The following is a 26069-nucleotide window of genomic DNA, read 5'->3' on the forward strand; positions in this document are numbered from 1 at the left end:
CCCTCGCTCCGGCAGAAGACGCGAAGGGCCCCGCACGGAACCGGGGAAGCCGAGGGTTCACGTGCGGGGCCGTTCACAGGGCGTGGTCCGTCAGACAGCGTCCAGGGAGTACGTACCCGTACCGTCCTGCCTGCCGCTGGAGTACTGGCGGATGAACTCCCCGTCCGCGTACCGGTCGTGGCCCATCATGGATCCGGTGTACTTGTTCTGCACACCGATCTTCGGACTGCCGGGCACGTCACGGTAGATGAAGAACCGCTGGAGGTCGTCCTCCGCACAGGTGGCCGTCATCACGACCGCCCGGTCGGTGGCCGCGTTCGGCGCGGCGATGGTCGCGCACCCGCCGTTGCCCCAGTTCCACAGGGTCGCCTCGATGACCCCGTTGCTCTCCGTCACGTTGCACAGGCGCCAGTGGTCCAGGTGGGCGCTGAAGATCGTCGAGGGCCGCAGGCGGACACCGTCGCTCGCCAGGACCGGCGCGCCCCAGGACAGGGGCTTTCCGGGCACGGCGATCTTGTAGACCTGGGTCTGGCAGTCGAGGGCGGCCCGCGCGCCGCGCGCGGTGACCCCGGGCTGTTCGGCGGACGTGCCGCCGGTGGGGGCCGGGGGCTGGGCGAGGCGGTCCTGCTCCTGCCGCGCCGTCGGTGCCACCGCACCCGCCGGGCGCTCGGCCTTCGCGGCCGGCGAGCCGCAGTCGAGGAGACTCTGCGCCTTGGCCATGATGCTGCCCGCCGGCACCGTGTCCTGGCAGCGCACCGCGCCTTCCTCAAGGGTGGTGTAGGTGGTGAAGCTGCCACCGCCGGGCCCCTCGGCCCACTTCAGCGCCCAGCTTCCGTCGCTCTGCTGGGAGCGGATGCAGTTGAGGCTTCCGTAGGTACCGGTGACCTTCTTCGTGCCCTTGTAGACGCCGTAGTAGCCGGGCTGGTTGAAGCTCCACGCGACCGTGTTCGACTCGCTGCTGGTGGAGGAGTATTCGACCTTCACCTCCAGACCGAGGGTCGCTTTGGCCGCTTCGAGGGTCGCGACGGCGAAACTGCCCTCGACGCCGCCGGTGAGGCCGACGGAGACCGTGACGACCGTCTCCGTGCTGGTGACGACGGTGTGGTTGCCGGTGGTGCCCTCGGTGACGTACCAGCCCTTGAAGTGGGTGATCGTCGGGGACACTTCGGTGTTCTTGATGTACGGGTGGCGGGTGCCGAGGTCGGCCGCGGTGCAGGCGCCCCCGAGCTGGGGTGCCGCGGCGGCGGTCGGTACCGCGGCAGCGGGCGAGGCGGCGGCGGGCGAGGCGGCGAGGCCCATGGCGGCGACCGCCACGGCGACCGCGTGGACGGTCACCGCCATGAATGATCTGCCGGTATGGCTCCTGGTTCCTATGGGACGCATAACTGTCTGTTTCCCCCTGGTCGTTTCTGTCCGGACCGGACCGGACAGAGGTGAATGTAGCGGCCACAGGGGGTGCCGGAGTGAGGCCCGAACTAGCCAGTAATTTGCGGGGAGGGGCTTATTCCTCCCCTGTCGCAGACCGTTGTCGAGGGGCGATCAGAGATGGGGCGACCGCCTGCCGAACGCGGCCGCGCGCAGCGCGCGTCACCGGGTCACGCGGGGTCCAGTGACGGCCGGGCCTCCAGCCCCCCGTTGTTCTCCCAGTCCAGTTCCTTCGCCATGGCCAGCGAGATGGAGTGGGCGACCGTCGCGTAGGCGTCCGTCAGCGTCTCGGGGTCGCCTTCGGGGTCCGCGGGCGACCATCGCTCCACACCGAGCCTGATGCGAGCCGGCGTGGAGCCGGGTGGTTTCGCACTCCGGCAGGCGAACTGGACGACGGCCCCGCTCAACGACCTCGCGGCCTGCGCGACGGTGGACTCCTCGCCCGACGCCTCGAACCGCGACGATCCCGTGATCACCTTCAGCGCCTTTCATTGTTGCCGTTCTCCGTGACCACGTCCCTGGCCCTCCCCTGGTCACCGGCCGCAGATTCTCCGAGCTCGCAATAGGCCTCGTCGCCCAATATCAGCGGAGGAGCTGTGCCGGTATAACCGGCTCTCCGATGCACGACAATTCGTCGACCAGGCTTCGGGCGAAGGCCGACAGCAGAGCCTGGCGCTGCTCAACCGCCAGGCCGGGATCGGTGACCGACATCTGCAGGGGTAGCCCTGCTTCCTGTCCTGCTGCGGCACCGGGGACACCGCACGTGACGAGGAGTCCCATGCTCGGCTGCCCGGTCTCCAGCTCGACGAACACGTGGTCGTTCAACTGTCGCCAACTCTTGGCATACTTTGGCTCGCTCATCGAATCGACGGTCAGAGCCGACCACTGAACCGTCGCCTCGATCACAAATGCGCCACCGTCCCCGGCAGGGAGCTGAATGCGGCAAGCACTGTAAGAGTTGTGCAGTAGATCATCAACTGACCACTCCTCAGCCTCACGATCCAGTATCGCAGCCAGCCGTGCAGGGCTGTTCCGCGCGGTAGCAGTCGCCTTACCTCCGTCTACGGAGTCGACCGCCCCGTGGACGTTCTCCGTACCCAGGAACTGGCCACACTTTTCGAGGCCTGCAGAACCACGCGTCTCATTGCCCGGCTCCGAGCTATCCGAGCACCCAGCCAGCGCCAGCGCGCACAGAACGACACCGGACAAGACGAACGCAGAAGATGATCGCTTCACCATCAGTTGACCTTCATCGGCTGTCGCGCGGCCGTGACGCCACTGTTGTAATCATGCTCGATATCGCGGAAAAGATCACGCTTCTCTTCTTGCGTCATACCCACGGAGTCGGCGTAATGGAACATAGCGGCTGCGGCGCTACGCTTACCCTGCGTACTCTCCGCCTCGATACTGGCGAGCGCTTGATCATTGTTGTTATATTCGGCGTCTTTGAGATATTGCAGCGTGTCAGAACCGTACTGCGTGCTCACCGCACTACCAGCCATCTCCATGACCAGCGGTACCGCAACCGTGGAGACGACACCAGCAGCAGGTCCGAGCACAACCGCAGACCCAACCCCCACCACAGCCGTCACCGCTCCGCTGACTCCAGCCTTACGCCATTCTGCACTCTTCTCCCTCGCCAGGTTCTCCGCGTCCTCGTTGTTCTTGAATTCATCACCGATTCCGATGCTGCGCGACTCATCGAGGATCCCATGAACCTTGGTCGCGTTTCCGCCGAATGCCAGCGCCTCCCCCTTGTTATCTCCGAACGACCGCAGTCCGCTGGCCTCGTACACTTGTTGAGCACTGCTCAAAGTCCGATACCCCTCGTCGTCCGTGGCAACTGCGGCCATGAACCTGCGCGCCGCCTCCTCTCCGAAGTCGGTCCTTTCAGATAGGTCACTGCTCTTCATGAAAAGATCTTCTCGCCCCGCTTCGTCTCCGTAGCCGCCGAAGTTGTAGGTCGAGTAATTCAGGTCATCGATGTAGGCGGCACCCATGCGCGCAAGGCTGTCTTTCATCGGCGCATGCCGGTCCCGGAGCTCGGAGTCGCCTCCATAGCTGTCGATCACGTTCTTCATGATGTCCGCCGTCACCTCGTCGCGCTTGAGCGTGGGCGAGGGGTCATCCCAGGCGTGCCCGGTAGTTGCCGCCTCCAGGGCCTTCCCGAGCGCATCAGGCAGGTACTCCATGGACTTTTTCATGTCGTCACGATCGTGACCTGTGATGTCGTAGAACGGGTCGTAGTCTTCGTTCTGGAAGAAGTCCAGGTATCTGGAGATCTCCTGCCCGTCCTTGTTCTTACCGAGATCAGCGTCACCCTTCTTCGGGGTGCCGTCCTCGTTGTACGCGGTGGGTTCGGCAGAGAAGAACTCCTTCGCGGCCTCCGGGCTGTGCCCCAAGGCTTCCATCATGCTGTTCACCGGGTCGTAGCCGGATCCGTTGACGCCCGAGGGGTTCAGTGGATTCTCCGGCCCGCCTGGCAAGCCCTTGGATCCGTAAAAGAAGTCGTGGTCCTTCTGCCTCAACTGGACTACGTGCTCGGCAATGGGGTTGAGGAACTTGGGATCATAGTTCCCGTAGCGCATGATGCCGCCGAGCAACTGGTAGCCGTACGGGCCGCCACTGTTGTCGTACTTGCCCAGCGTGATGCGTTCCGTGCCCATTTTGCGGAGCTCCGGGCCCCACTCCGCAGAAAACGCCTTGTCGTGGGAGGCGGTGGCCAGGTTCAGTCCCAGGTTCTTCTGGAGTTCCTGGACATCCTTGAGTCGCTCCTTGTCGACCTTCATACCCTTGTGCGTGTCTGTGGCGAGCTGGCCGAAGAAGGCGAGGGACTTCTCCGGTCCGAGCTTCTCGTAGAAGGTCTTCGCGAACTCCGGCGACTTTCCGTTGTCGCGCAGCAGCTCGTTCAGCGCCTGGAGTTCGGTGTGGGTGAGGTCGCGGCCCTTGGAGGCCAGCGCGGCGGCCCGGCCCGCCTCCTCCTGGTCGAACTTCGTGTACTTCGGGGCGCTGAAGTCCTTGCGGTCGGTGACGTTGGCCTCAAGGGAGTTCTTAAAGGTCACATCGGTGTCGTTGCAGTTGTCGACGATGAGGTCGATCCTCTTCTGCCACGACGCGATGCTCTCCCTCTCCTGCTGGAGATACTTGCTGAAGTCGGGGTCGTGGCGCGCCGTGTTGTCCTCGGAGATCGGGGAACGCGCCGTCACCTTGCCCCTGCCGTCCACCCGGATGCCGGCCGTCGGCCCTTCGTGGTCCCGGATGTTGACCAGGTCGTCCTTGGCCTTCTTGAAGGCCGTGTAGCCCTCTTCCAGCAGCGTCTTGACGCCCTTGGCCTCGGCGGCGGCGTCCGTGAACTCCTTGGCGGTCTTGCCTATGAACTCCCTGGTGACCCCGGCGTTGAGGCCCTCCCAGCTCGCCTTGCCGGCCTTCGCCTTCATCCCGTCGGAGGCCTGGGTGGCGAGCCTGTCCAGATTGGTCGCCATTTCCGACCAGTCGTCGGCCGCGGCCTTCAGCTTTCCCAGCGGGGCTTCGACGATGTCTTCGTAACTCAGCATGCGCGTGCTCCCCCGAGCCCTACTTCATGTATTCCGAGAGCTTGGAGATCGATGCCAGATCCCCACCGATCTTCACGTCGTCCTTCGCGTGCTGCGCCTTGGTGTAATCCAGGTGGTTCGAGATGTGCGCACAGGAATCGAGCAGCGTCTTGAGATGGGTCTGCCAGCGGTCGTGCACCTTGAGCACCGCCGAACCGCTCGCGAAGTTGCCGTTGGTGAGTGCGGTCGCCGCGTCGAAGGTGGCCGGACGGGCGTGGTCGCCGTCCTTCGACAGCTTCGTCCTCAGCTCGTAGGCGTCATTGCCTATAGCGCCGAGGTCGTCCCGGGTCACCACCAGGTCGGGTGCACCGCCGCCGCCCTCGGCCGGAGCGCCGTTGATTTGCATGCTTCGCTCGGCCGCCGCCGAGCGAAGTTCGGCCCATTCCTTGTCGAATGTCACGTGTTCCCCCGGGTATCGCCGTGCGGACAGCCTTCACGGCAACCGTACGGTCGCGGGTACAGGACGGACGAGTACGATCTGAGCCTTTACTCGGGCACGAATTCAGCGGAGCCTCTGAATCGCTCCTATGTCCGTCGACGTCTTCCTGTTCAAGGGTGCGGCCGGGCCGGGACCGCCGCCTCGTCCTCGTCAGCCCTTGGGCGTCGCCACCGCCGCCTGCGGTCGGATGGGCAGGCGGTTCACCGGGCGGCCCGTCGCCGAGCGGACCGCCGAGGCGACCGCCGCGGGGGCCGTGACGACCGGGACGGCCGAGGCCGGCTTCGCGCCGAAGGGGGCCACCACGTCGCGTTCCTCGACCAGTTTCACGATGCGGATGTCCGGGGCGTCCAGCGAGGTCGGGAGCGCGTAGCCGGTCAGGTCGGGGTGGCGGATCAGGCCGCGGGCGGTGCGGAGGTTCTCCGTGAGGGCCGCGCCGATGCCCTGGGTGATGCCCGCCTCGATGCGGATCGCCAGCTGGGCCGGGTTCAGGACACGGCCGACGTCCTGGGCGACCGCCATCTCGACGACGCGGACGGAGCCGAGTTCGATGTCGACGTCGACCACCGCCCGTACCGCGCAGAACGCGAGGCCGACGAACGCGTCGCCCTGGCCGGACTCGTCCAGCGGTTCCGTGGGGTGGGGGCGGCACTGGGCGGTGGCCCAGAGTTCCTTGCCGTCCAGCTCCTCGGTGACCGTCGTGGACAGCACCCCGTCGTACGAGGTGATCTTGCCGTCGGCGATCTGGAGCAGCTCCGTGGACATCCCGAACTTGTGGGCCAGCGGCTGGAGGAGCTGGGTGCGGACCATCTTCGCCGCGCGCTCCACCGCCCCGCCCGACACCCAGGTGTGGCGGCCGTGCGTCGCCGGGCCCGCCGGGGGCTGGTCGGTGTCGACGGCGGCCACGTGGACCTCTTCGATGCCCAGGGTCTCCTGGACGATCTGGCGGGCGAGCGTGGTGAAGCCCTGGCCCGTCTCCACGGCCGCGCAGATCACCGTGGCCACGCCGTCGTGCACCCGGACCGTGGCCGTCGAGACCTCGTCCGTGCCCTCGGCCCCCAGCATGTGGACCATGCCCAGTCCGTAGCCCACGCCCCGGCGCACCGCCCCGGGCTCCCCCGCGCCCTCGGGACCGCCCGGCAGCAGCCAGTCGTCCTCCGGGGCGTCCTTGGGGAGAGCGGGGAGGGGGAAGTCGCGCACGGACTGCAGCAGTTCGGCCACGGGGGCCGGGCAGGTCACGGTCTGGCCCGTGGGCAGGATGTCGCCCGTGGAGAGCGTGTTGCGCAGCCGCAGTTCGGCCGGGTCGATGCCCAGCTTCGCGGCCAGCTTGTCCATCTGGCCCTCGTACGCCGCGCAGACCTGCATCGCGCCCTCGCCGCGCACATGGCCCGACGGCGGGTTGTTCGTCCGGACCGCCCAGCCCTCGATGAAGGCGTGCGGGACGACGTACGGGCCGCAGGCGAAGGCCACCGCGGCGGCCAGGGATTCGGAGGAGGCGTCGGCGTACGCGCCCGCGTCCAGCAGGATCTGGGCCTCCACCTTGACCAGCCGGCCCTCCGCGTCCGCGTGGTGGCGGTAGCGCAGGAGCGTGGGGTGGCGGTGGGTGTGGCCGAGGAAGGACTCCTCGCGGCTCGCGGCGAGCTTCACCGGGCAGCCGGTGCGCAGCGCGAGGAGCCCCAGCGGAATCTGGAAGCCCGGGTCCTCGCGGTCGCCGGTCGCGCCCGGCACCCCGGTCACGACGACCTTGACCCGGTCCGGTTCCAGGCCGAAGCAGGCGGCGATCAGGTCGCGGTCGGTGTGCGGGTCGGTGGAGGCGGTGTAGATCTCCACGCCGCCGTCCGGGCGGGGCACGGCGAGCCCGGCCTCCGCGCCGATCGGGGCCGGGTCCTGCCGGCCGATGCGGTACAGGCCCTCGACGACGACCTCGCCCGTCGCCTCCGCGTCGCCGTAGCGCAGCGGGATGTGGCGGATCAGGTTGCCGTCGGGGTGCAGGGGCTCGGCCGCGAACGCCTTCTCCGGGTCCGTGACCGGCTCCAGCACCTCGTACCGTACGGCGATGGCGGCGGCGGCCAGCCGTGCGGTGTCCGGGTGGTCGGCGGCGACGGCGGCGATCGGCTCGCCGTGGTGGCGGACCAGGTCGGAGGCGAACACCGGGCGGTCCACGACGTGGCGGCCGTAGTTGCTGTCCCCCGGCACGTCCTCGTGCGTGACGACCGCGCGCACCCCGGGCATCTCCTCGGCCCCCGAGGTGTCGATGGACACGATCCGCGCGTGCGGGTGCGGGGAGCGCAGCACGGCCGCCCACAGCAGGCCCTCGGCCCAGAGGTCCGCGGCGTACGGGAAGGTGCCCTCGGTCTTCGCACGGGAGTCGGCTGCGGTGAGCGACGCCCCGAGGCCCATCCGGGGCAGCTCCTGGTCCGGTCCGCCTCCGGGTCCGCCGCTCAGCGCGTCGATTCTGGGCAGGCTGGTGCTGGTCGCGTTGGCCGCGGTGGCCGCGTCGCTGCTCACGCCGCCTCCTTGTCGTTCGCCCCGCCGGTGCGGCGACGGGAGGTGGGCCGTGGGTCGGTGTGGTCGGTGGGGTGCTGCTGTCGGACGGCGGGGCCGCGGGCGTGCCTCACAGCGCCTCTCCCTCGTGCGGGTGGGGTCCCCGCTGCACGCCGCCCGCGCCCGGCTCGGCCTGGTGCGGGATGCGGGCCTCGTCCTGGACCGCCGCGGCCGCCTCGGCGTTCGCCTCGCGGGCCGCGACGACGTCCGCGACGGCGTCGAGCACGCCCCGGTAGCCGGAACAGCGGCAGAGGTTGCCGCAGAGTGCCTGGCGGGTCTCCAGCTCGCTGGGGGCGTGGTTGCCCTCCAGCAGGTCGTGGACGGTCATCGCCATGCCGGGGATGCAGAAGCCGCACTGGACGGCTCCGCAGGCGGACAGGGCGCGCTGGACGTCGGACGGTTCGCCGTCCACGGCGAGCCCCTCGACCGTACGCACCTCGCTGCCCGCCGCCGTGGCCGCAGGGACCAGGCAGGAGGCGACCAGCCGGCCGTCGACCTGGACGTTGCAGGCTCCGCACTCGCCCTGCGAGCAGCCGTCCTTGGCCCCGGCGAGGCCGAGGCGCTCGCGGAGCACGTAGAGCAGGGACTCGCCGATCCAGGCGTCGCTGACCGGGCGGTCCACACCGTTGACATGGAGCAGGTAGGACGCGGACGGGTGCTCGCTCGGTGCGTCGAGGACAACGGCGTCGGGGGCGGCGATGGCATCGGCTTCCGGGTCGGCTCCCGAAGTCGCGTCCGGGGCTCCGTCCGGGTCGGCTTCCGGAGTCGCGTCCGGGGCTGCTTCCGGGACCGTGTCCGGTGCCGTGTCCGCTTCGGCCTCGGGAGCGAGTGCCGCCTCGGGTGCCGTGCCGGGCTCTTCGCCGGCGGGGGCCTCGATGTCGGGGCCGGTCCCCTCGTGCGCCGCCCGGGCTGCCTGTTCTGGCTGTTCCGCCTGCTCGTCCTGCGCCGGTTCGTCCGTCGCCCGTTCCGCTTCCGGGGTCTGCTCCGCCGCGGGTACGGGGTCGGCCACCGGCTCCGGTTCCGGTGTGGCCCAGGGGGCGGGGGCGCCGCCGGGGAGCGTTGCCGGGCGGGCGCTGTCCGCGTACCACTGCGGCGTGTGCGCCGAGGCCAGGAACTCGCCCGATTCATCTGGGAGATCCCCGTCCGCCACCGGAATCGTCCACTGACCGGTATGACCGGCATGACCGGTGTGGTCTGCCTGGCCGGCGTGGTCTCCATGGTTCGACCGGTCGGCGTGGCTCGCCTGGCCGGCGTGGTTCACCTGGTCCGCGTGGTTCACCTCGTCCGCGTGGCCGGGATGCCCGCCCTCCGGGGCCGCCGTCCCGCCGAACGCCTCGGTGAAGTTCCACTGGGCCGTGGCGTGCGACGTGTCCTGGTACGGGCCCCGGTAGCCGCCCTGCCCGCCCTGCTGGTTCGGGTCCGGCCAGTGGACCGCGCCGGACTCCTGAGCGGCCGCGGCCTCTTGGGCGCGCTGCTCGGCCTGGGCCTGCTGGGTCTGCGTCTGGAGCACCCAGCTGCCCGTCGCCGCCGGGTCCAGACCCGCGGCCGGGGTCAGCGGCAGGATCATCGGGGGGACGTACCCCTGGCCGGGAGCGGCCAGCGGAATGTTCGCCAGGTCCTCCGGCGGGAGGTGGACGAACGCGGTGGCGTCGGCGTCGAACCCGTCGCCCTGCGGCGTCGGCTCCCAGCCGCCGTAGCGGGGGTCCGGGCCCTCGGGGTGGCCCTGCCGTCCCTGCTGGTCGGGGTATTCCTCATTGCTCACGACAGTGCCCTCCCCAGCGCGCGTCGGGCGAGCGCGGCGACGGTGCGCCGCAGGTGCAGTACGGCCGGGGACAGCGGCGGGGCCTCTGTTCCGTCGGCCGGTGGTGCGTGGTCGGGGATGCAGGCCGCGGCGACGTACTCGCCGAAGGCGGCCAGCGCGTCGGGGGCCAGGCCCCGCTCGCCGTCCCAGTCGATCAGCGAGGCGATCCAGCGCTCCGCCTCCAGCGGGCGCAGCGGCATCGGGGCGATGGCGCCGACCGCGCAGCGCACGCCCCGGCGGGCCGGGTCCAGGACGATGGCGACCGAGGCGGTGGCGCGGCCCGGGCCGGTGCGGCCGGTGGCCTTCAGGAACACCTGCGGGGCGTGCAGCAGCGGTACGCGGACGAAGCCGATCAGCTCCGCGGGCTCCAGCAGTTCACGGCCGGCCAGCAGGTGGGAGACGGGGATCTCGCGGCGGGCGCCGCCGGGGCCCGCGATGACCAGCTCGGCCTCCAGCGCTGCCAGCACCGGCAGGGCGTCGCCGGTGGGCGCGGAGGTGACGATGTTGCCGCCGAGCGTGCCGGCGTTGCGGATCTGCGGCGGTCCCGCGGCGCGGGCGGAGGCGGCGAGGGCGGGGATCAGGGCGGCGAAGTCGGGTCGCCCCATGCGGGCGTGGGTGAGGCCGGCGCCGAGGAGCGCGTGGCCGTCCTGGTAGTGCCAGCCGCGCAGCTCGCTGATCCGGCCGAGGCCGACCAGCCCCGAGGGGCGCAGGAGCCCCTTGTTGACGGCCGCCATCAGGTCCGTGCCCCCCGCGACCGGAACGGCTGCGGGCATGGCGCCGAGTGCCGCCACGGCCTCGTCCAACGAGGCCGGCAGCGTCACCGACTGCATCGCCTGCGGTGCGTGCGTGGTCAACCCAGCTGCCCCTTCCCGGTCTCCCGGCTGTCCCGCCTGTTCCGCCGTACGGTACGTGTTCACAGCCCGGACGTGGCAACTCTGGCACATCTTCCGATCGGACCGTCGCGAGGGTCCGCGAAGGGTGGATCCGTCCCTGACCTGCGAGATGGCCGGGTTTCGTACTTCTTCGGCGGGGAGGGTGAATTGCCACTCTTCAGCGAGGCTTGTACGGCTTGTTGTGGTTCGCGGCCTCGCTCCGGCGCGCGGGGGCGGGGTCTCCGGCGCGTGCCGCCGGGGCTGTTGGCCCCGGACGCGCGCCGGCCGCGGCGGTCCCGGAGGACGGCCGCGGCCGGGCGGGGCGGTGCGGGGGTCACACCAACGGCGGCGCTCCGTCGCGCGGGAAGCCGAGGACGCCGGGGCGCTGCTGCCGGGGGTACGGGCCGCCCGGCGGGCGGTAGTCCACGCCGAGGGCGTCGAGCCGGGCGTAGTGGGCCGTCATCCGGGCGTCGAACGCGGCGAAGTCCCGGTCGGCCGGGGCGGGCAGGGCGGACCAGGCGACCTCGGCGAACGCGGCGAGGCGCGGGAAGACCTGGTAGTCGACGCGGGCCCGGTTCTGCATGACCTCGGTCCAGACGTTGGCCTGGGTGCCCAGGATGTGACGGGCCGCCTCCTCGCTCAGGCCCGGCGGGACGGGCTCGAAGCGGTAGACGTCCTCCAGGCTGCGGACGTACCCGATGGGCATCGGCTCGTCGGGGCCGCCGTCCTGACGGTGGTCCAGATACACCTGCTGCTCGGGGCACATGACGACGTCGTGCCCGGCCTCGGCGGCCGCGATGCCGCCGCCGTAGCCGCGCCAGGAGGAGACAGCGGCCCCCTCGGCGAGGCCCCCTTCGAGGATCTCGTCCCAGCCGATGAGGCGGCGGCCGCGCTCGGTGAGCCAGGCGTCGAAGTGCCGGATGAACCAGGACTGGAGCCCGTCCTCGTCCTTCACGCCGAGTTCGGCGATCCGGGCCTGGGCGAGCGGGGACTCCTTCCACTGGTCCTTGGGGCACTCGTCGCCGCCCATGTGGACGAACGGGGAGGTCTCGGCGGGGAAGAGGTCCAGCACCTCCTCCAGGACGCCCTCGAAGAAGCGCAGGGTGCTGTCGGTGGGGGCGAGTACGTTCGGGTTGACGCCCCAGGTGTCCCAGACGGAGAGGGCGGTGGTGTCGACGACGTCGGTGTTGCCCAGCTCGGGGTAGGCGCTGATGGCCGCCTGCGAGTGGCCCGGGATGTCGATCTCGGGGACGACCCGGATGTGCCGCTCGGCGGCGTAGGCGACGATCTCGCGGATGTCGTCCTGGGTGTAGAAGCCGCCGTAGGGGGTCTCGTCCCACAGCTCGGAGGCCCGGTGGCCGTACTTGGTGCGTGAGCGCCAGGAGCCGACCTCGGTCAGCCGCGGGTAGCGCTTGATCTCGATGCGCCAGCCCTGGTCGTCGGTGAGGTGGAAGTGGAAGACGTTCAGCTTGTGGGCGGCCAGCAGGTCCAGGTAGCGCAGGACGTCGTCCTTGGGCAGGAAGTGCCGTGAGACGTCGAGCATCATGCCGCGCCAGCCGAAGCGGGGTGCGTCCTCGACGAGGACCGCCGGGACCTCCCAGGCGCGGCTCGGGGCGAGCGGTGCGCGCCGGAAGGCGTCCGGGCCGAGGAGCTGACGGAGGGTCTGCGCGCCCAGGAAGAGACCCGCCGCGCTGCCGCCCGTCAGGCGTACGGCGTCGGTGTCGACCGCGAGGCGGTACGCCTCGGGGGCCAGCCCTCCGTCGAGCGTCAGCACGATGCCGTTCTCGCCCGCGCCCTCGGCCAGGGGCAGTCCGGTGGCCGCGCCGAGCGTGGTGCGCAGCCAGCGGGCGACGCCCTCCGTGCCCGGTGCGGCGCTCAGCGGGGTATCGGGGCCCAGCGGGTACGGCCGCCCGGAGGGGGCCGCCGTCAGGGTGCGCGGGGCCGGGATCAGACCGAGAGCCGCGGGGTCCGCGGTGTCCGTGTGCTCGGTGTTCCGGGGTGCCATGCCATCAGTCCTTTACCGCTCCGCCCAGTCCGGAGACGAGGCGTCGCTGTACGAGTACGAAGAAGACCAGTACGGGAATGGTCATCACCGTCGAGGCTGCCATGATCCCTCCCCAGTCGTTCTCGTCCGGTTTGAAGAAGACCAGCAGCGCCATGGGCAGCGTCGACTGGGAGGTGTCGCTGATGATGAACGACTTCGCGAACAGGAAGTCGTTCCAGGTGGTGATGAAGGAGAAGACGCTGGTGGCCACGAGGCCCGGGAAGACCAGGGGGAAGAGGATCTGCCACAGGAAGCGGCTGCGGCTGGCCCCGTCGATGTAGGCGGCCTCCTCCAGGGCTTCGGGGACGGCCTTGACGAATCCGCGCAGCATCCAGATGGCGAACGGCAGCGAGAAGGCCAGGTGCGGCAGGATCAGCGAGCCGAGCGTGTTCAGCTGGCCGAAGTCCCGCATCAGGAAGAACAGCGGGATGGTCAGCGCCTCCACGGGCACCATCTGCGCGACCAGGAACATGATCAGCAGCGTGGTGCGGAACTTGAAGCGGAAGCGGGTCACGGCGGTGGCGGCGAGGAAGGCGATCAGCGCGGAGAGGATGACGACCGTGCCCGCCACCAGCAGGCTGTTGAGGAAGTAGCGGCCGAAGTCCTGCTGTTCGAAGACCCGGCGGAACGAGTCGAGCGAGGGGGACAGCGTCCAGGGGCGGGCGTCGGTGGACTGGATCTCCCCGGCCGGCTTGAAGGCGGAGAGCACCATCCAGTAGAGGGGGAAGGCGACCGCCACGGCGATCAGCAGGGCGGCCGCCTCCGCGGCCAGCCTGCCGGGCCGCTTCACGCGCAGCAGCTTGGCGATGCCGCCGCCGCGCGTGCCGCCGCTCGCGGGACCGCGTACGGGACTGCCGGTCGTCGCGCTCACAGTTCCTCCCCCTGGCGCCTCATCAGGCGCAGATAGACCAGCGTGACGGCCAGCAGGATCACCAGCATCACGACGCCGATCGCGGATCCGAGGCTGTACTGCGAGGACGCGAACGCCTTCTGGTACGCGTACACGTTGAGCACCAGGTTCTGGCCGGCGATGCCGCCGCCGTTGGTCATCACGTAGATCTGGGTGAAGACCTTGAAGTCCCAGATGATCGACTGGATGGTGACGACGATCAGGATGGGCTTGAGCATCGGCGCCATGATGGTGCGCCAGATCCGCCACTGGGACGCGCCGTCCAGCGAGGCGGCCTCCAGCACTTCGGTCGGGATGGCCCGGATGCCCGCGTACACGGTGACCATCACGAACGGGAACGAGCACCACAGGACCGCGAAGAGCACCACGGCGAACGCGCTGTAGCGCCCGTACATCCAGGAGAAGTCGCCGAGTCCCAGCATCTTGTTGACCGGTCCGAAGTCGGGGTCGAAGAGGAAGACCCAGACGGTGGAGCCGGTGATCGCGGGGGTCGCCCAGGCGCCGAGCGCGGCCATCATCAGCGCGAGCCGGGGCACGGCGCGGACGCGGGTCAGCAGCACGGCCAGCGCGCAGCCGACGATCAGGGTGGACACCACGCAGGCCGCGGCGAAGACCACGGTGGCGAGGAGGACCTGCCAGAACTGGCTGTCGTTGAAGAGGGTGGCGTAGTTGCCGAAGCCCTGGAAGGTGGTGGGTTCGCCGCCGCTGACCTGGGCCTGGGTGTACTCCAGGAACGAGATCAGGCCGAGTTGGTAGATCGGGTAGACCAGCAGCCCGGCGAGCAGGACGAGCGCCGGCAGGAGGTAGAGCCACGGGGTCCAGCCGGACCGGTTCACGGGCGAGTGCGACCGGCCGCGCCGGGGCGGGCGGGCGGACGGGGTGCCGCCGCCCTTCCCGGCCGCGGGCGGCACCTTGAGCGAGGTGGTGTGCGTGGTCATCGTCAGCCCGCGTCGGTGAAGGCCGTGTCCATCTTCTTCGCCGCGTCGTCCGAGGCCTGGGCCACGTCCTTACGGCCGGAGACGATCTCCTGGAACATCGTCGGCAGGACCAGCGAGGCGTCGATCTGGCCCCAGGCGGGCGAGGCGGGGACGAACTTGGCGCCCGCGCCCAGGGTCTGGACGAACGGGGCGACGAAGGGCTCCTTCTTCGCGGCGTTGTCCAGGACGTCGGTGTAGGTGGGCAGGAAGCCCATCGCGTCGAACATCTCGGCCTGGGCCTTCTTGCCGCTGAGCGACTTCATCAGGTCGACGGCGAGGGTGCGGTGCGAACTGCTCTTGAGGACGCCGAGGTTGTTGCCGCCCGCGAAGGCGGGGGCGATGGAGTTCTTGGCGACGCCGGGCAGCGGGACGACGGCGTACTTGCCCTTGACCGCGCCCGCCTCGACGGCCGCGTGGCTGAAGTCGCCGCCGATGGCCATGGCGGCCTTGCCGGAGGCGAAGGCGGTCACGGTGGCGTTGCCGCCCATGGAGGCGCACTTGGCGGCCGGGCAGTTGTCGTCGCCGAAGAGGGAGGTGTAGGTCTCGATGCCCTTGCGGGACTTCTCGCTGTTGATGCCCGACTTGTACGTCCCGCCGGTCTCGCCCGCGAGTTCGCCGCCGTTGGCCCAGATGAAGGGCATCGCGCCGTAGGTGTACGCGCCGCCGACCGCGAGGCCGTAGAGGTCGGGCTTGGCCTTGCGGATCTTCTTGGCGGTGGAGATCAGCTCGGCCTGCGACTTCGGGGCCTCGATGCCGAGGTCCTCGAAGACGTCGGTGCGGTAGTAGAGGGCCCGGACGCCGACGAAGAAGGGTGCGCCGTAGACCTTGTCGCCGACGGTGACCGACTGCTTGGCGATCGGGTCGGTGTCCTTGGCCTCGTCCCAGGCGCCGAACTCCTCGGTGATGTCCGCGAGTCCGCCGTCCTTGACGTATCCGGCGGTGTCGGAGTTGCCGTACTCGATGAGGTCCGGGGCGCTCTTGGGGTCGTTGAACGCGGCCTTGATCCGCTGCGCGCGGGTGTCGACCGGTATGTACTCGACCTCGACCTCCGTGCCCTTGTGGGCCTTCTCGAACGCGGCGACGGCCGAGTCGACGACCTTCTCCTTGGGCTTGTTGCCGACCTCCTGGAAGAGCCAGACACGGAGCGTGCCGCTCTTCTCGTCACCCTTCGCACTGGTGTCGGAGGTCTGCGGCGCGCAGGCGGTGGCGGTGAGGCCGGCCAGCACAAGCGCCGCAGCCGGGGCGGCAATTCGGGCAGAAAGCTTCATCCGGAACCCCTACCGGTCATGCGTTGCACCATGTGCAACGTGCGTTTCGTTCTGCACAACTGGCAGGAGAGTAGATCCGCGTTCCGGCGACGACAAGTGGTCTCGACCACTCTGTGACCAGCGGATGCAGCCCGTGCAACGCGACGGCCCGGTCACCGAGGGTGACCGGGCAAGCGGAAGGCCCCCGGGGCGTGCGGTGTCGCACGCCCCGGGGGCCTGACAGCAGGTGGGGTCCGGACCTACTTCTTGTCCTTGCCGCCGCCCTTGCCCTTGTCCTTGTCGCCGCCGGCGCCCATGGACTCGTAGATCTCCTTGCACATGGGACAGACCGGGTACTTCTTGGGGTCGCGCCCCGGCACCCAGACCTTCCCGCACAGCGCGACCACGGGAGTGCCCTCCAGGGCACTCGCCATGATCTTGTCCTTCTGGACGTAATGGGCGTAGCGCTCGTGGTCGCCGTCGCCCCTCGACACCTGCGGCGTCGGCTCGACGAGGGTCCCCGTACCTGCCCCGCGATCGGGCTCAAGAGTGCTCATAACCGCCAAGGGTACTGAAAGAGGCGGCCTCCGGTTGAGGGAAGGGTCACCCCCGGTCGAGCGGAGGTTCGTCCCCCAGTTGAACGACGGGGCGGGCCTCGGCCGAGCGGCGGTTCGTCGCTCAGTTGAGCGAAGGGTCGTCCGGATACGTGGCGATCATCGCGAGCTCGCTGCGCTGGCGGCGGAGCACCGCGCGCCAGAGCCGTTCGGGGCACGGGGAGGAGACGTCGCCGGGCTCCGAGTCGACCACGTACCACGCGCCCTCGTCTCGCTCGCCCTCCAGTTGACCGGGGCCCCAGCCCGCGTACCCGGCGAAGATCCGCAGCGAACCGAGGGCGGGGCCGAGCAGCTCGGGCGGGGTCTCCAGATCGACCAGGCCGATCGCCCCGTGCACCCGCCGCCAGCCGAGCGGGCCCTCGTCGCCGGGGATCACCGCCACGCCGAGGGCGGAGTCGAGCGAGACCGGGCCGCCCTGGAAGACGACGTCCGGCTCGCCGGTCAGGCCGGCCCAGGACGCGAGGATGTCGCCGACGCCGACCGGGGTCGGGCGATTGAGGACCACGCCGAGGGAGCCCTCCTCGTCGTGGTCGAGGAGCAGCACCACCGCACGGTCGAAATTCGGGTCCGTGAGGGCGGGTGCGGCCACGAGCAGCCGCCCTGTGAGCGAGGACACCTCCGTCATGGCAGGAATGATCCCGCATCTTCACCCTCCACGGGGGGCGAGTGACCGTGATGCCGCCATCAGGAGAGCGAGCGCAGCTCAGGGCGCACGGAGGCACGGGGAGCGCACCGCCGGGCGGCGTCGCGGTGGGCCATCCGGACGGTAACCCTCCGCAAGATCGGATGCGCGGAGGGTGTTGTGGCGGATTCATGACGTTCGTACACCCCCCTTCGTCTTACGGAAGGGGGGTAGGAGGCCATTACCCTTTTCGTTGGCCCCCTGCCCGACCACTCCGGAACGCGAGATACATGACCGGCACAGACGATGTCCTGCTTGTCCACGGCGGAACCCCGCTGGAGGGCGAGATCCGCGTCCGAGGCGCCAAGAACCTGGTGCCGAAGGCCATGGTCGCCGCGCTGCTCGGCAGCGGGCCCAGCCGCCTCCGCAACGTTCCCGACATCCGTGACGTACGGGTGGTACGGGGGCTCCTCCAGCTCCACGGCGTCACCGTCCGCCCCGGCGACGAGCCGGGCGAACTGATCCTCGACCCCTCGCACGTCGAGTCGGCGAACGTCGCCGACATCGATGCCCACGCGGGGTCGTCGCGCATCCCGATCCTGTTCTGCGGCCCGCTGCTGCACCGCCTCGGCCACGCCTTCATCCCGGGCCTGGGCGGCTGCGACATCGGCGGCCGGCCGATCGACTTCCACTTCGAGGTGCTGCGCCAGTTCGGCGCGACCATCGAGAAGCGGGCGGACGGCCAGTACCTGGAGGCCCCGCAGCGGCTGCGCGGCACCAAGATCCGGCTGCCGTACCCCTCGGTGGGCTCCACCGAGCAGGTGCTGCTCACCGCCGTCCTCGCCGAGGGCGTCACCGAGCTGTCCAACGCGGCCGTCGAGCCGGAGATCGAGGACCTCATCTGCGTACTGCAGAAGATGGGCGCGATCATCTCCATGGACACCGACCGGACCATCCGGATCACCGGTGTCGACAAGCTCGACGGTTACACCCACCGGGCGATCCCGGACCGCCTGGAAGCGGCTTCCTGGGCGTCGGCGGCGCTGGCGACCGAGGGCAACATCTACGTGCGCGGCGCGCAGCAGCGCTCGATGATGACCTTCCTGAACACCTTCCGCCGGGTCGGCGGCGCCTTCGAGATCGACGACGAGGGCATCCGCTTCTGGCACCCGGGCGGCGCGCTGAACGCCATCGCGCTGGAGACGGACGTGCACCCCGGCTTCCAGACGGACTGGCAGCAGCCCCTGGTGGTCGCGCTGACGCAGGCCGCGGGCCTGTCGATCGTCCACGAGACGGTGTACGAGTCGCGGCTCGGCTTCACCTCCGCGCTCAACCAGATGGGCGCGCACATCCAGCTGTACCGCGAGTGCCTCGGCGGCTCGGACTGCCGCTTCGGCCAGCGCAACTTCCTGCACTCGGCGGTCGTCTCCGGACCGACCAAGCTCCAGGGCGCCGACCTGGTCATCCCGGACCTCCGGGGCGGCTTCTCGTACCTGATCGCGGCGCTGGCGGCGCAGGGCACCTCCCGGGTGCACGGCATCGACCTGATCAACCGCGGTTACGAGAACTTCATGGAGAAGCTGGAGAAGCTCGGCGCGAAGGTCGAGCTGCCGGGCGGTTCGCTCGTCTGACCGTCCCCGTGCGCCGTGAAGGCCGCACAGTGCTGCCGCACACAGCACTGCGCACCGCGCAGTTCCCGCGTGAGCGGCCCGCCGCCCCGGCTCCGGACTCGGAGCCGGGGCGGCGGGCTGTCGGGCCTCAGAGGGGCCCCTGAAGGCCGCGTGAGCGGGCATGGCGGGCATAGCGGCCCGGGGTGGTGCCCGCGATCCGCTTGAAGTGCCGGGTGAGGTGGGACTGGTCGTGGAAGCCGACGGCGGCGGCCGCCTCGCCGGGCGGCATCCCGTCGAGCAGCAGGCGGCGGGCCCGGTCGACGCGGCGTGACGTCACGTACTGGTGCGGCGCGATGGCGTACGCCGCGCTGAAGGCCCGTACGAGATGGGTGGGGTGCGCGTGGAGCAGCCGGGCGGCCGCGTCGAGGGTGACGCCCTCGCTCAGCCGCTCGTCGAGGAGCTCGCGCAGATCCCGTGCGACGCCCCGGCCGGGCGCCGGGCCCGCCGGGAGGCCCCCGGGGCGCAGGTGTCCCCGCAGCCGCTCGCCGATGAACGCCAGGCGGCTCTCCGCCTCGAACGCGTCGCCCGGGTCCGCGAGGGCGGTGTGCAGCCGGCCGACGCGGGTGCGCAGCAGCGGGTCGGCGAGGTCGGGGGTGTCCACGGCGGCTCCGACAAGGCCCGCGTCGAGGTGCGTCATGTCCAGGTAGAGCACCCGTTTGCGGAAGCCGTCGGTGGTCGCGGGCGAGCCGTTGTGCGGGACGCCGGGCGGCAGCAGGCTCACCGTGCCGTCCGGGGTGCCGTGCACGCGCCGGTCCAGGTCGTAGCGGACGGCGCCGTCGTCGACGATCAGGAGCGTCCAGGCGTCGTGGACGTGCATGGGGTAGGCGTGCTCGGTGAAGCGGGCGTGAAGGACCTCCACGACGCCGGCGACGGCCGGACGCCAGGCCGCGACGTCCCTGATCTCCTGCCGTGGCGCCACGCCAAGAACGTACAAGACCGCGCCCGGGTCCACCGGCCAGTCTCGAACCATGAGAAACACGCACGAGACCGAGAGCGGGACCACGCCGGCCGGGGGCGTTCCCGTCCGCTTCGACACGAAGGTCGCGGTGCTGCTCCGTGACGACCTGGAGTCCTGGCAGCGCCTGAACGTGACCGCCTTTCTGGTCAGCGGGCTGGGGACGGCGGTGCCCGAGGTGATCGGTGAACCCTACGAGGACGCCGACTCCACCGCGTACCTGCCGATGCTCCGGCAGCCGGTGCTGGTCTTCGAGGGGGCGAAGGAGACGGTGACCGCCGCGCACACCAGGGCCCTGTCCCGGTCGCTGGCGACGGCCGTGTTCACCGCGGACCTCTTCGGCACGGGGAACGACCGGGACAACCGGGCGGCCGTACGGGCGGTGGGGCGGGACGCGCTGGATCTGGTGGGCCTCGCCGTGTACGGGCCGCGCAACGCCGTGGACAAGGTCCTCAAGGGTGCGCGGATGCACCCCTGAGCCCCGGGGGCCGGAGCGGAGCGCCCCGGGCTCAGTACAGGCCGGAGAAGATGCCGGGGGAGATGACGCCCAGGGCGGTGAGCGGCCCCGCCAGTCCGATGACCGCGAGCGCCGTGGTCATGGCGAGGGACAGGAGGAACAGGAGGACGGCGAAGGCCAGCGTGCCGGCAGTGCGGCGGCCGACCTGGGCCGTCTGCCCGGGAGCCGCCGGGTCGTAGAGAACCTCCACCCGCTGCGCGGATTCGTAGCTGTCCACGAGGCGGTGGGTCCGCCCGTCGCGGTCGGCGTACTCGTAGGCGCCGAAGGGCTGCCTGCGCCCTTCGGCCAGGACGCCGCGGGTGCGGAGCCGCCACACCTCCTGGATCATCTCCCGGCTTGCCGTCACGCCGTGGCGGACCGGAACCGCCACGAGGCCGAGCGACCAGCACGCCAGTGCCAGGTACCACTCGTACGCGCCGAGAAGGGCGGCCAGCAGCATCGCCGCGGCTGCCAGGAGGCAGAGCGACACCGAGAGACGCACAGCCGTACGTCTCCGACCGGATTCCACCGGGCGTGCATCCGCGTCCATGGGCGGCAGAGCGTCCGAGGTCATGCGGGAAGACTAGGGGCGTGCAGCGGGAGCAGGTGGCCGGTCGGGCGGACTCGCGGTTCCGCGGGGCATCCCTCCGGGCGTCGGCCCGGGGGCCCCGCAGCTGCCCCGGGCATGGTGCGGGGGCTCCTGCGGGGCGCATGTGCCCCCGGCATGCGCGAGGGCGGCCACTCCTGGTCGGAAGTGGCCGCCCTCTGTGTTGCGCCGTTGGGGGTTACTTGCCCTTGGCGGCTTCCTTGAGCTTCGAGCCCGCGGAGACCTTCACGCTGTAGCCGGCGGGGATGTTGATCGGGTCGCCGGTCTGCGGGTTGCGAGCGGTGCGAGCGGCACGGTGGGTGCGCTCGAAGGTCAGGAAGCCGGGGATGGTGACCTTCTCGTCGCCCTTGGCGACAATCTCACCGACGGTCTCGGCGAGCGCGGCCAGCACGGCGTCGGCGTCCTTGCGAGTCACCTCGGCGCGGTCGGCCAGGGCGGCCACCAGCTCACTGCGGTTCATGTTGTTACTCCCGTGTTCTTCTTGCCTGTGAGGCGTGAGATCGAAGCCGATGCTGCCAGGGCCCTCTGACAGTCCCCGGACCCGGGTCTGATGTCAGACCCTCTCGCCCGATTACGCATCCTGCCCCCACCAGCGGCGGGAAAGCCAATCCGGAACCCTTCGGGGTCAATGAAAAGCGCCACGGTGTGATCGTGGTGACGCTCCGTCGACTTGGCCGAGCGGTCCGCAGCGGATGCCGGGCCCCGCAGGGCCCACTGCCCGCCCACCCTAAAGGGGCGTTTGGGGCGCCGCGACCCGCGACGCGCCGTACGGCACGGGCGGGTGCGGCCCGGGGTGTTTCGCGAGTACCCCGAGAGGGACCCCCGAAACGGTGGGGTCAGACGGATGTGGAGGGTTCTGTTCCGGTGCCCGCTGCGGCCTTCGCGGCCGCCCGGACGGCTCCGGCGACCGCGCCCGCCACCTTGTCGTTGAAGACCGAGGGGATGATGTAGTTCGCGTTGACCTCGTCCTCGGCGACCACGTCGGCCAGCGCGCCGGCCGCGGCGAGCATCATCTCCGTGTTGACGGTGCGGGACTGAGCGTCCAGCAGGCCGCGGAAAACACCCGGGAAGACCAGCACGTTGTTGATCTGGTTGGGGAAGTCCGAGCGGCCGGTGGCGACGACCGCCGCCGTCTGACGGGCGATCGCGGGGTCGACCTCGGGGTCCGGGTTCGCGAGCGCGAACACGATCGCGCCGTCCGCCATCGCGGCGACGTCGTCGCCGTTCAGCACGTTCGGGGCGGAGACGCCGATGAAGACGTCGGCGCCGGCCACGGCCTCCTTGAGGGTGCCGGTGACACCCTCCGGGTTGGTGTTGTCGGCGATCCAGCGCAGCGGGGAGTCCGGGTCGGCCGCGACCAAGTCCTCGCGTCCGGCGTGCACCACACCGTGGATGTCGGCGACGACGGCGTGCTTGACGCCGGCGGCGATGAGCAGCTTCAGGATGGCCGTACCGGCCGCTCCCGCGCCGGACATGACGACCCGTACGTCCCCGATGTTCTTGCCCACCACGCGCAGGGCGTTGGTGAGGGCGGCCAGCACGACGATCGCGGTGCCGTGCTGGTCGTCGTGGAAGACGGGGATGTCGAGGGCCTCGCGCAGCCGGGCCTCGATCTCGAAGCAGCGCGGCGCGGAGATGTCCTCCAGGTTGATGCCAGCGAAGCCGGGGGCGATGGCCTTGACGATGGCGACGATCTCGTCGGTGTCCTGGGTGTCCAGGCAGATCGGCCAGGCGTCGATGCCGGCGAAGCGCTTGAAGAGGGCCGCCTTGCCCTCCATGACGGGCAGCGAGGCCATCGGGCCGATGTTGCCGAGGCCGAGCACCGCGGAACCGTCCGTCACAACTGCGACGGAGTTGCGCTTGATGGTGAGGCGGCGTGCGTCCTCGGGGTTCTCGGCGATGGCCATGCAGACCCGGGCGACGCCGGGGGTGTAGATCATCGAGAGGTCGTCACGGTTGCGGATGGGGTGCTTGGACGCCATCTCGATCTTGCCGCCGAGGTGCATGAGGAACGTACGGTCGGAGACCTTGCCCAGCGTGACACCTTCGATGTCGCGCAGACCTTCGACGATCTCGTCCGCGTGCGAGGTGGAGGTCGCGGCGATGGTGACGTCGATCCGGAGCTTCTCGTGGCCTGATGCGGTCACGTCGAGGCCGGTGACCGAGCCCCCGGAGGACTCCACGGCCGTGGTGAGCTGGGAGACCGCGGTGCCGCTCGCGGGCACCTCCAGCCGGACCGTCATCGAGTACGAGACGCTGGGCGCCGTTGCCATGGCCGAGTCCTTCGCTTCCTGAGCTTCATTGCCGCACATCCGGAACCTTCGTTCCGGACACGCTTCCCGATCGTCGCACCTACCGGCCGGTAGCCGGTAATGACTGCCGCCTTTCGGAAAGTAGTTTCCACCATACGAGAAACTACCCGTTCGGCGGAACCCCCAACGGGACCCGAACCGGCCGGGCGGCCCGCGCGACCGGAGCGGAGCCCGTGAGACACGCCGGGAGCGGAGCCCTGGAAACAAGAACAGACCCGCGCCACCAGCAGGTGACGCGGGCCTGTCTTCTTCGGTTGGGTGGCACCGACCCGCCATGCTCGCCTCGCGGCAAGTGGTCGCTCGAAGCGACGAAGGTTGGGCCCGGGGGCTTGGATCGAGTCGGTGCCAGTACCAAGGTAACAAAGACCCCGGAGAAGTGATTCCCGCGCGCCGGGTTGACTCTCCGCGCCCCTTCGGCGTCAGTCCCTCAGCAGGTCCGGCACCCCGTCCTCGTCCGGCATGTCCCGCTCCCCCGAGACCACCGTGAGCTGCTGGGTCGCCCGGGTCAGCGCCACGTACAGCACCCGCAGACCGGCCGGGGACTCGTCCGCGATCTCCGCGGGCGAGACGACCACCGTGGCGTCGTACTCAAGGCCCTTGGCCTCCAGGCTGCCCAGCGCCACCACCCGCTCCCCCAGCTCCGCGAGCCACTCGCGGGCCTGGGCGCGCCGGTTCATCGCGACGACCACGCCGACCGTGCCGTCCACCTCCGCGAGCAGCCGCGCGGCCTCCTCGCGGACCGTGGCGGCCAGGTCCCCCTCGCGTACCGGCTCGAAGCGGGGCACCACCCCGGTCGAGCGGACCGCCGCCGGGGACTCCATGCCGGGCATCGCCAGCGCCAGCACCTTCGCGGCCAGCTCCGCGATCTCCGCCGGGTTGCGGTAGTTGACGGTGAGGGTGAAGCGGCGGCGCGGCCGGGAACCGAGCGCCTCGTCCCGGGCGGCGCCCGCCTCGTCCGGGTCGGACCAGGAGGACTGGGCCGGGTCGCCGACGATCGTCCAGGTGGCGTGCCGGCCCCGGCGGCCGACCATGCGCCACTGCATCGGCGTGAGGTCCTGCGCCTCGTCGACGATGACGTGCGCGTACTCGGTGCGCTCCGCCGCGAGCCGCTCGGCCCGCTCCCACTGGGTCTCCTCGCGCTGCGGCATCAGCTCCTCCAGGCCGGTGAGCTGGTCCAGCGGATCCGCCTCGCGCTTGCGCCGGGGCCGGTTCGGGGTGCCCAGCAGCGCCTGGAGCTCGTCCAGGAGCGCCACGTCGTGGACGGACAGCGGCCCCTGGCCGTCCGCGTCCAGCCGCTTCAGCGACCGGGCCAGCCGGCGCACCTCGCCCTGGTTGAGGATGCGCCGGGACCAGCGGCCGAGGCGTCGCTCGTCGGCCATCGCGGCCAGCACCCGGCGCGGCGTCAGTTCGGGCCACCAGGCGTCGAGGAACTCCAGGAACGGGGTCTCGGTGGAGACGTCCTCGTCGAACGACGAGCGCAGCTCCGCCACCAGCTGGGGGTCGGTGTACCGGCCGCGTCCGGAGGACTTGCTCCACAGGGCGTCCAGCAGCAGCTTGCGGGCGCGCGGGCGGAGCAGGTTGACCGGGGCGGTGCCGCCCAGGGCGTTGTGCCGGATGCGCTGGAGCTCGTCGGCCTCCAGCTCGACCCGGGCCCCGAAGGCGACGACGCGCAGCCGGTTCGGGGTCGTCGCCGCGGCGCCCCGCTCGGGCTCCTCGCCGAAAGCGAGCTGGCCCGCCTCCTCCCGCGGGGCCGCGGGCCGGCCCTGTTCCAGCGCGCCCCGGGCCGCCTTGCGCAGCACGTGGAGCATCCGGGAGGAGCCCTTGATCCGGGCCACCGGCGGTTCGTCGTACGTCGTGGCGCCCTGGAGGCCCGCCGCGTCGTCGGACAGCGAGCCGACCGCGCGGATCGCGACCTGGCCCTCCTCGCCGAGTGAGGGCAGCACCCCTTCGGTGTACGCGACCAGGAGCGGGGTGGGCGAGACGACCAGGATGCCGCCCGCGTACCGCCGCCGGTCCTGGTAGAGCAGGTATGCCGCCCGGTGCAGGGCGACCGCGGTCTTGCCGGTGCCGGGGCCTCCGGTGACCTCGGTGACGGAGGCGGCGGGGGCCCGGATGACCAGGTCCTGTTCGGCCTGGATGGAGGAGACGATGTCCCGCATGGTGTGGCTGCGGGCCTGGCCGAGGGCCGCCATCAGCGCGCCGTCCCCGATCACCGGCAGCTTCTCGCCGTCCAGGAACGCCGTCAGCTCCGGGCGCATCAGGTCGTCCTCGACCCCGAGGACCTTGCGGCCCTTGGAGCGGATGACCCGGCGGCGTACGACGCGGCCCGGCTCCTTCGGGGTGGAGCGGTAGAACGGCGCGGCGGCCGGGGCGCGCCAGTCGATCACCAGCGGCGCGTAGTCGGAGTCCAGGACCCCGATCCGGCCGATGTGGAGCGTCTCCGCGATATCGGCGGTGGCGTCCTCCCGCACGGTGTCGTCGGCCGGCTCGACGGAGGTGTACGCGCCGTCCGGGCCGCGCTCCCCGTCCTTGCCGAGCAGCAGGTCGATCCTCCCGAAGAGGAAGTCCTCGAACTCGCTGTTCAGCCGATTGAGGTGGATCCCCGCCCGGAACACCTGGGCGTCCCGCTCCGCGAGCGCGCCGGGGGTACCGACCTGGCCGCGCTTGACGGCGTCGTTCATAAGAAATTCCGCCTCGTGGATCTTCTCTTCGAGGCGGTGATAAACACGGTCGAGATGCTCCTGCTCGACACCGATTTCCCGGTCCCGCAGCGATTCGACAGCGGCATCCTGCGCGGCCACCGAGGCCCCCTTCTGACGTGCACTGGGCAGCCGTCAACCCTATAGCGAAGGGGGGCCCGAGCGCACCTGTCGACCGGGGCGGATCGCGCGTCGCGTCGGACGGCGACCGGACGGGGAACGGACGGGGTGGCGCGATGAGGCGG

At 70.6% G+C, this 26069-nt stretch carries 21 protein-coding genes; 2 read left to right on the forward strand and 19 right to left on the reverse strand.

All coding sequences use genetic code 11. The annotated features are described in order from the left end of the window. Positions 1-90: 90 nt before the first annotated feature. The 14 genes from HET64_RS01550 to HET64_RS01615 form a co-directional block, all read right to left on the reverse strand. Positions 91-1341, reverse strand: a complete 1251-nt coding sequence (locus HET64_RS01550; protein ID WP_251144621.1) for a hypothetical protein — start codon at positions 1339-1341, stop codon at positions 91-93. 254 nt (positions 1342-1595) lie between these two features. Further along, positions 1596-1901 carry a hypothetical protein gene (locus HET64_RS01555; RefSeq protein ID WP_308369722.1) on the reverse strand — a complete coding sequence of 102 codons (306 nt, stop codon included), beginning with the start codon at positions 1899-1901 and terminating at the stop codon, positions 1596-1598. 106 nt (positions 1902-2007) lie between these two features. Next, positions 2008-2331 (reverse strand): hypothetical protein, encoded by a 324-nt coding sequence (locus HET64_RS01560; RefSeq protein WP_215101387.1) that lies wholly within the window; start codon positions 2329-2331, stop codon positions 2008-2010. Positions 2332-2663: 332 nt separating this feature from the next. Then, positions 2664-4979, reverse strand: coding sequence for a DUF6571 family protein (locus tag HET64_RS01565; RefSeq protein WP_215101388.1), 2316 nt, complete (start codon positions 4977-4979; stop codon positions 2664-2666). Positions 4980-4998: 19 nt separating this feature from the next. Beyond that, positions 4999-5418, reverse strand: a complete 420-nt coding sequence (locus HET64_RS01570; protein ID WP_215101390.1) for a hypothetical protein — start codon at positions 5416-5418, stop codon at positions 4999-5001. A 189-nt stretch (positions 5419-5607) separates the two neighbouring features. Further along, on the reverse strand, positions 5608-7962 hold the full coding sequence (locus HET64_RS01575) for a molybdopterin cofactor-binding domain-containing protein (protein WP_215101392.1): 2355 nt from the start codon (positions 7960-7962) through the stop codon (positions 5608-5610). Between the two features lie 106 nt (positions 7963-8068). Next, on the reverse strand, positions 8069-9760 hold the full coding sequence (locus HET64_RS01580; protein WP_215101394.1) for a 2Fe-2S iron-sulfur cluster-binding protein: 1692 nt from the start codon (positions 9758-9760) through the stop codon (positions 8069-8071). Beyond that, positions 9757-10653 (reverse strand): xanthine dehydrogenase family protein subunit M, encoded by an 897-nt coding sequence (locus HET64_RS01585; RefSeq protein WP_215101396.1) that lies wholly within the window; start codon positions 10651-10653, stop codon positions 9757-9759. Before HET64_RS01585 ends, HET64_RS01580 begins: the two co-directional genes overlap by 4 nt. Positions 10654-11005: 352 nt before the next feature. After that, complete coding sequence (locus HET64_RS01590) at positions 11006-12676, reverse strand: beta-N-acetylhexosaminidase (RefSeq protein WP_215101398.1); 1671 nt, start codon at positions 12674-12676, stop codon at positions 11006-11008. 4 nt (positions 12677-12680) lie between these two features. Then, positions 12681-13586, reverse strand: coding sequence for a carbohydrate ABC transporter permease (locus HET64_RS01595; RefSeq protein ID WP_374105526.1), 906 nt, complete (start codon positions 13584-13586; stop codon positions 12681-12683). Further along, on the reverse strand, positions 13583-14563 hold the full coding sequence (locus HET64_RS01600) for a carbohydrate ABC transporter permease (protein ID WP_215101400.1): 981 nt from the start codon (positions 14561-14563) through the stop codon (positions 13583-13585). Before HET64_RS01600 ends, HET64_RS01595 begins: the two co-directional genes overlap by 4 nt. A gap of 2 nt (positions 14564-14565) precedes the next feature. Next, complete coding sequence (locus HET64_RS01605) at positions 14566-15870, reverse strand: extracellular solute-binding protein (RefSeq protein ID WP_215101402.1); 1305 nt, start codon at positions 15868-15870, stop codon at positions 14566-14568. Positions 15871-16109: 239 nt separating this feature from the next. Further along, on the reverse strand, positions 16110-16406 hold the full coding sequence (locus tag HET64_RS01610; protein ID WP_006124925.1) for a DUF3039 domain-containing protein: 297 nt from the start codon (positions 16404-16406) through the stop codon (positions 16110-16112). A gap of 121 nt (positions 16407-16527) precedes the next feature. Then, complete coding sequence (locus HET64_RS01615; RefSeq protein WP_215101403.1) at positions 16528-17088, reverse strand: YqgE/AlgH family protein; 561 nt, start codon at positions 17086-17088, stop codon at positions 16528-16530. 287 nt (positions 17089-17375) lie between these two features. On the opposite strand from HET64_RS01615, the gene murA reads away from it, so the two are divergent. Further along, positions 17376-18716, forward strand: coding sequence for a UDP-N-acetylglucosamine 1-carboxyvinyltransferase (gene murA, locus HET64_RS01620; protein ID WP_007450559.1), 1341 nt, complete (start codon positions 17376-17378; stop codon positions 18714-18716). A gap of 127 nt (positions 18717-18843) precedes the next feature. Here murA and HET64_RS01625 read toward each other — a convergent pair whose 3' ends face one another. Then, positions 18844-19674: an AraC family transcriptional regulator gene (locus tag HET64_RS01625; RefSeq protein WP_215101405.1), complete on the reverse strand. Its 831-nt coding sequence runs from the start codon at positions 19672-19674 to the stop codon at positions 18844-18846. A gap of 49 nt (positions 19675-19723) precedes the next feature. Between HET64_RS01625 and HET64_RS01630 the strand changes: the two genes are divergently transcribed. Next, positions 19724-20188 (forward strand): DUF2000 domain-containing protein, encoded by a 465-nt coding sequence (locus HET64_RS01630; RefSeq protein ID WP_215101407.1) that lies wholly within the window; start codon positions 19724-19726, stop codon positions 20186-20188. A 31-nt stretch (positions 20189-20219) separates the two neighbouring features. Here the strand turns inward: HET64_RS01630 and HET64_RS01635 are convergent, their stop codons facing one another. From HET64_RS01635 to HET64_RS01650, 4 genes are all read right to left on the reverse strand, one after another. Continuing rightward, positions 20220-20780 (reverse strand): hypothetical protein, encoded by a 561-nt coding sequence (locus HET64_RS01635; RefSeq protein WP_251144623.1) that lies wholly within the window; start codon positions 20778-20780, stop codon positions 20220-20222. Between the two features lie 211 nt (positions 20781-20991). After that, entirely contained in the window at positions 20992-21273 is a 282-nt protein-coding gene (locus HET64_RS01640) for an HU family DNA-binding protein (protein WP_003968811.1), read from the reverse strand. 376 nt (positions 21274-21649) lie between these two features. Beyond that, positions 21650-23086, reverse strand: a complete 1437-nt coding sequence (locus tag HET64_RS01645; RefSeq protein WP_215101409.1) for an NAD-dependent malic enzyme — start codon at positions 23084-23086, stop codon at positions 21650-21652. 458 nt (positions 23087-23544) lie between these two features. After that, positions 23545-25926, reverse strand: coding sequence for a UvrD-helicase domain-containing protein (locus HET64_RS01650; protein WP_215101411.1), 2382 nt, complete (start codon positions 25924-25926; stop codon positions 23545-23547). Positions 25927-26069 lie beyond the last annotated feature (143 nt).

Origin of the sequence: Streptomyces sp. McG3, assembly GCF_018619185.1 — a bacterium.
Taxonomy (GTDB): domain Bacteria; phylum Actinomycetota; class Actinomycetes; order Streptomycetales; family Streptomycetaceae; genus Streptomyces.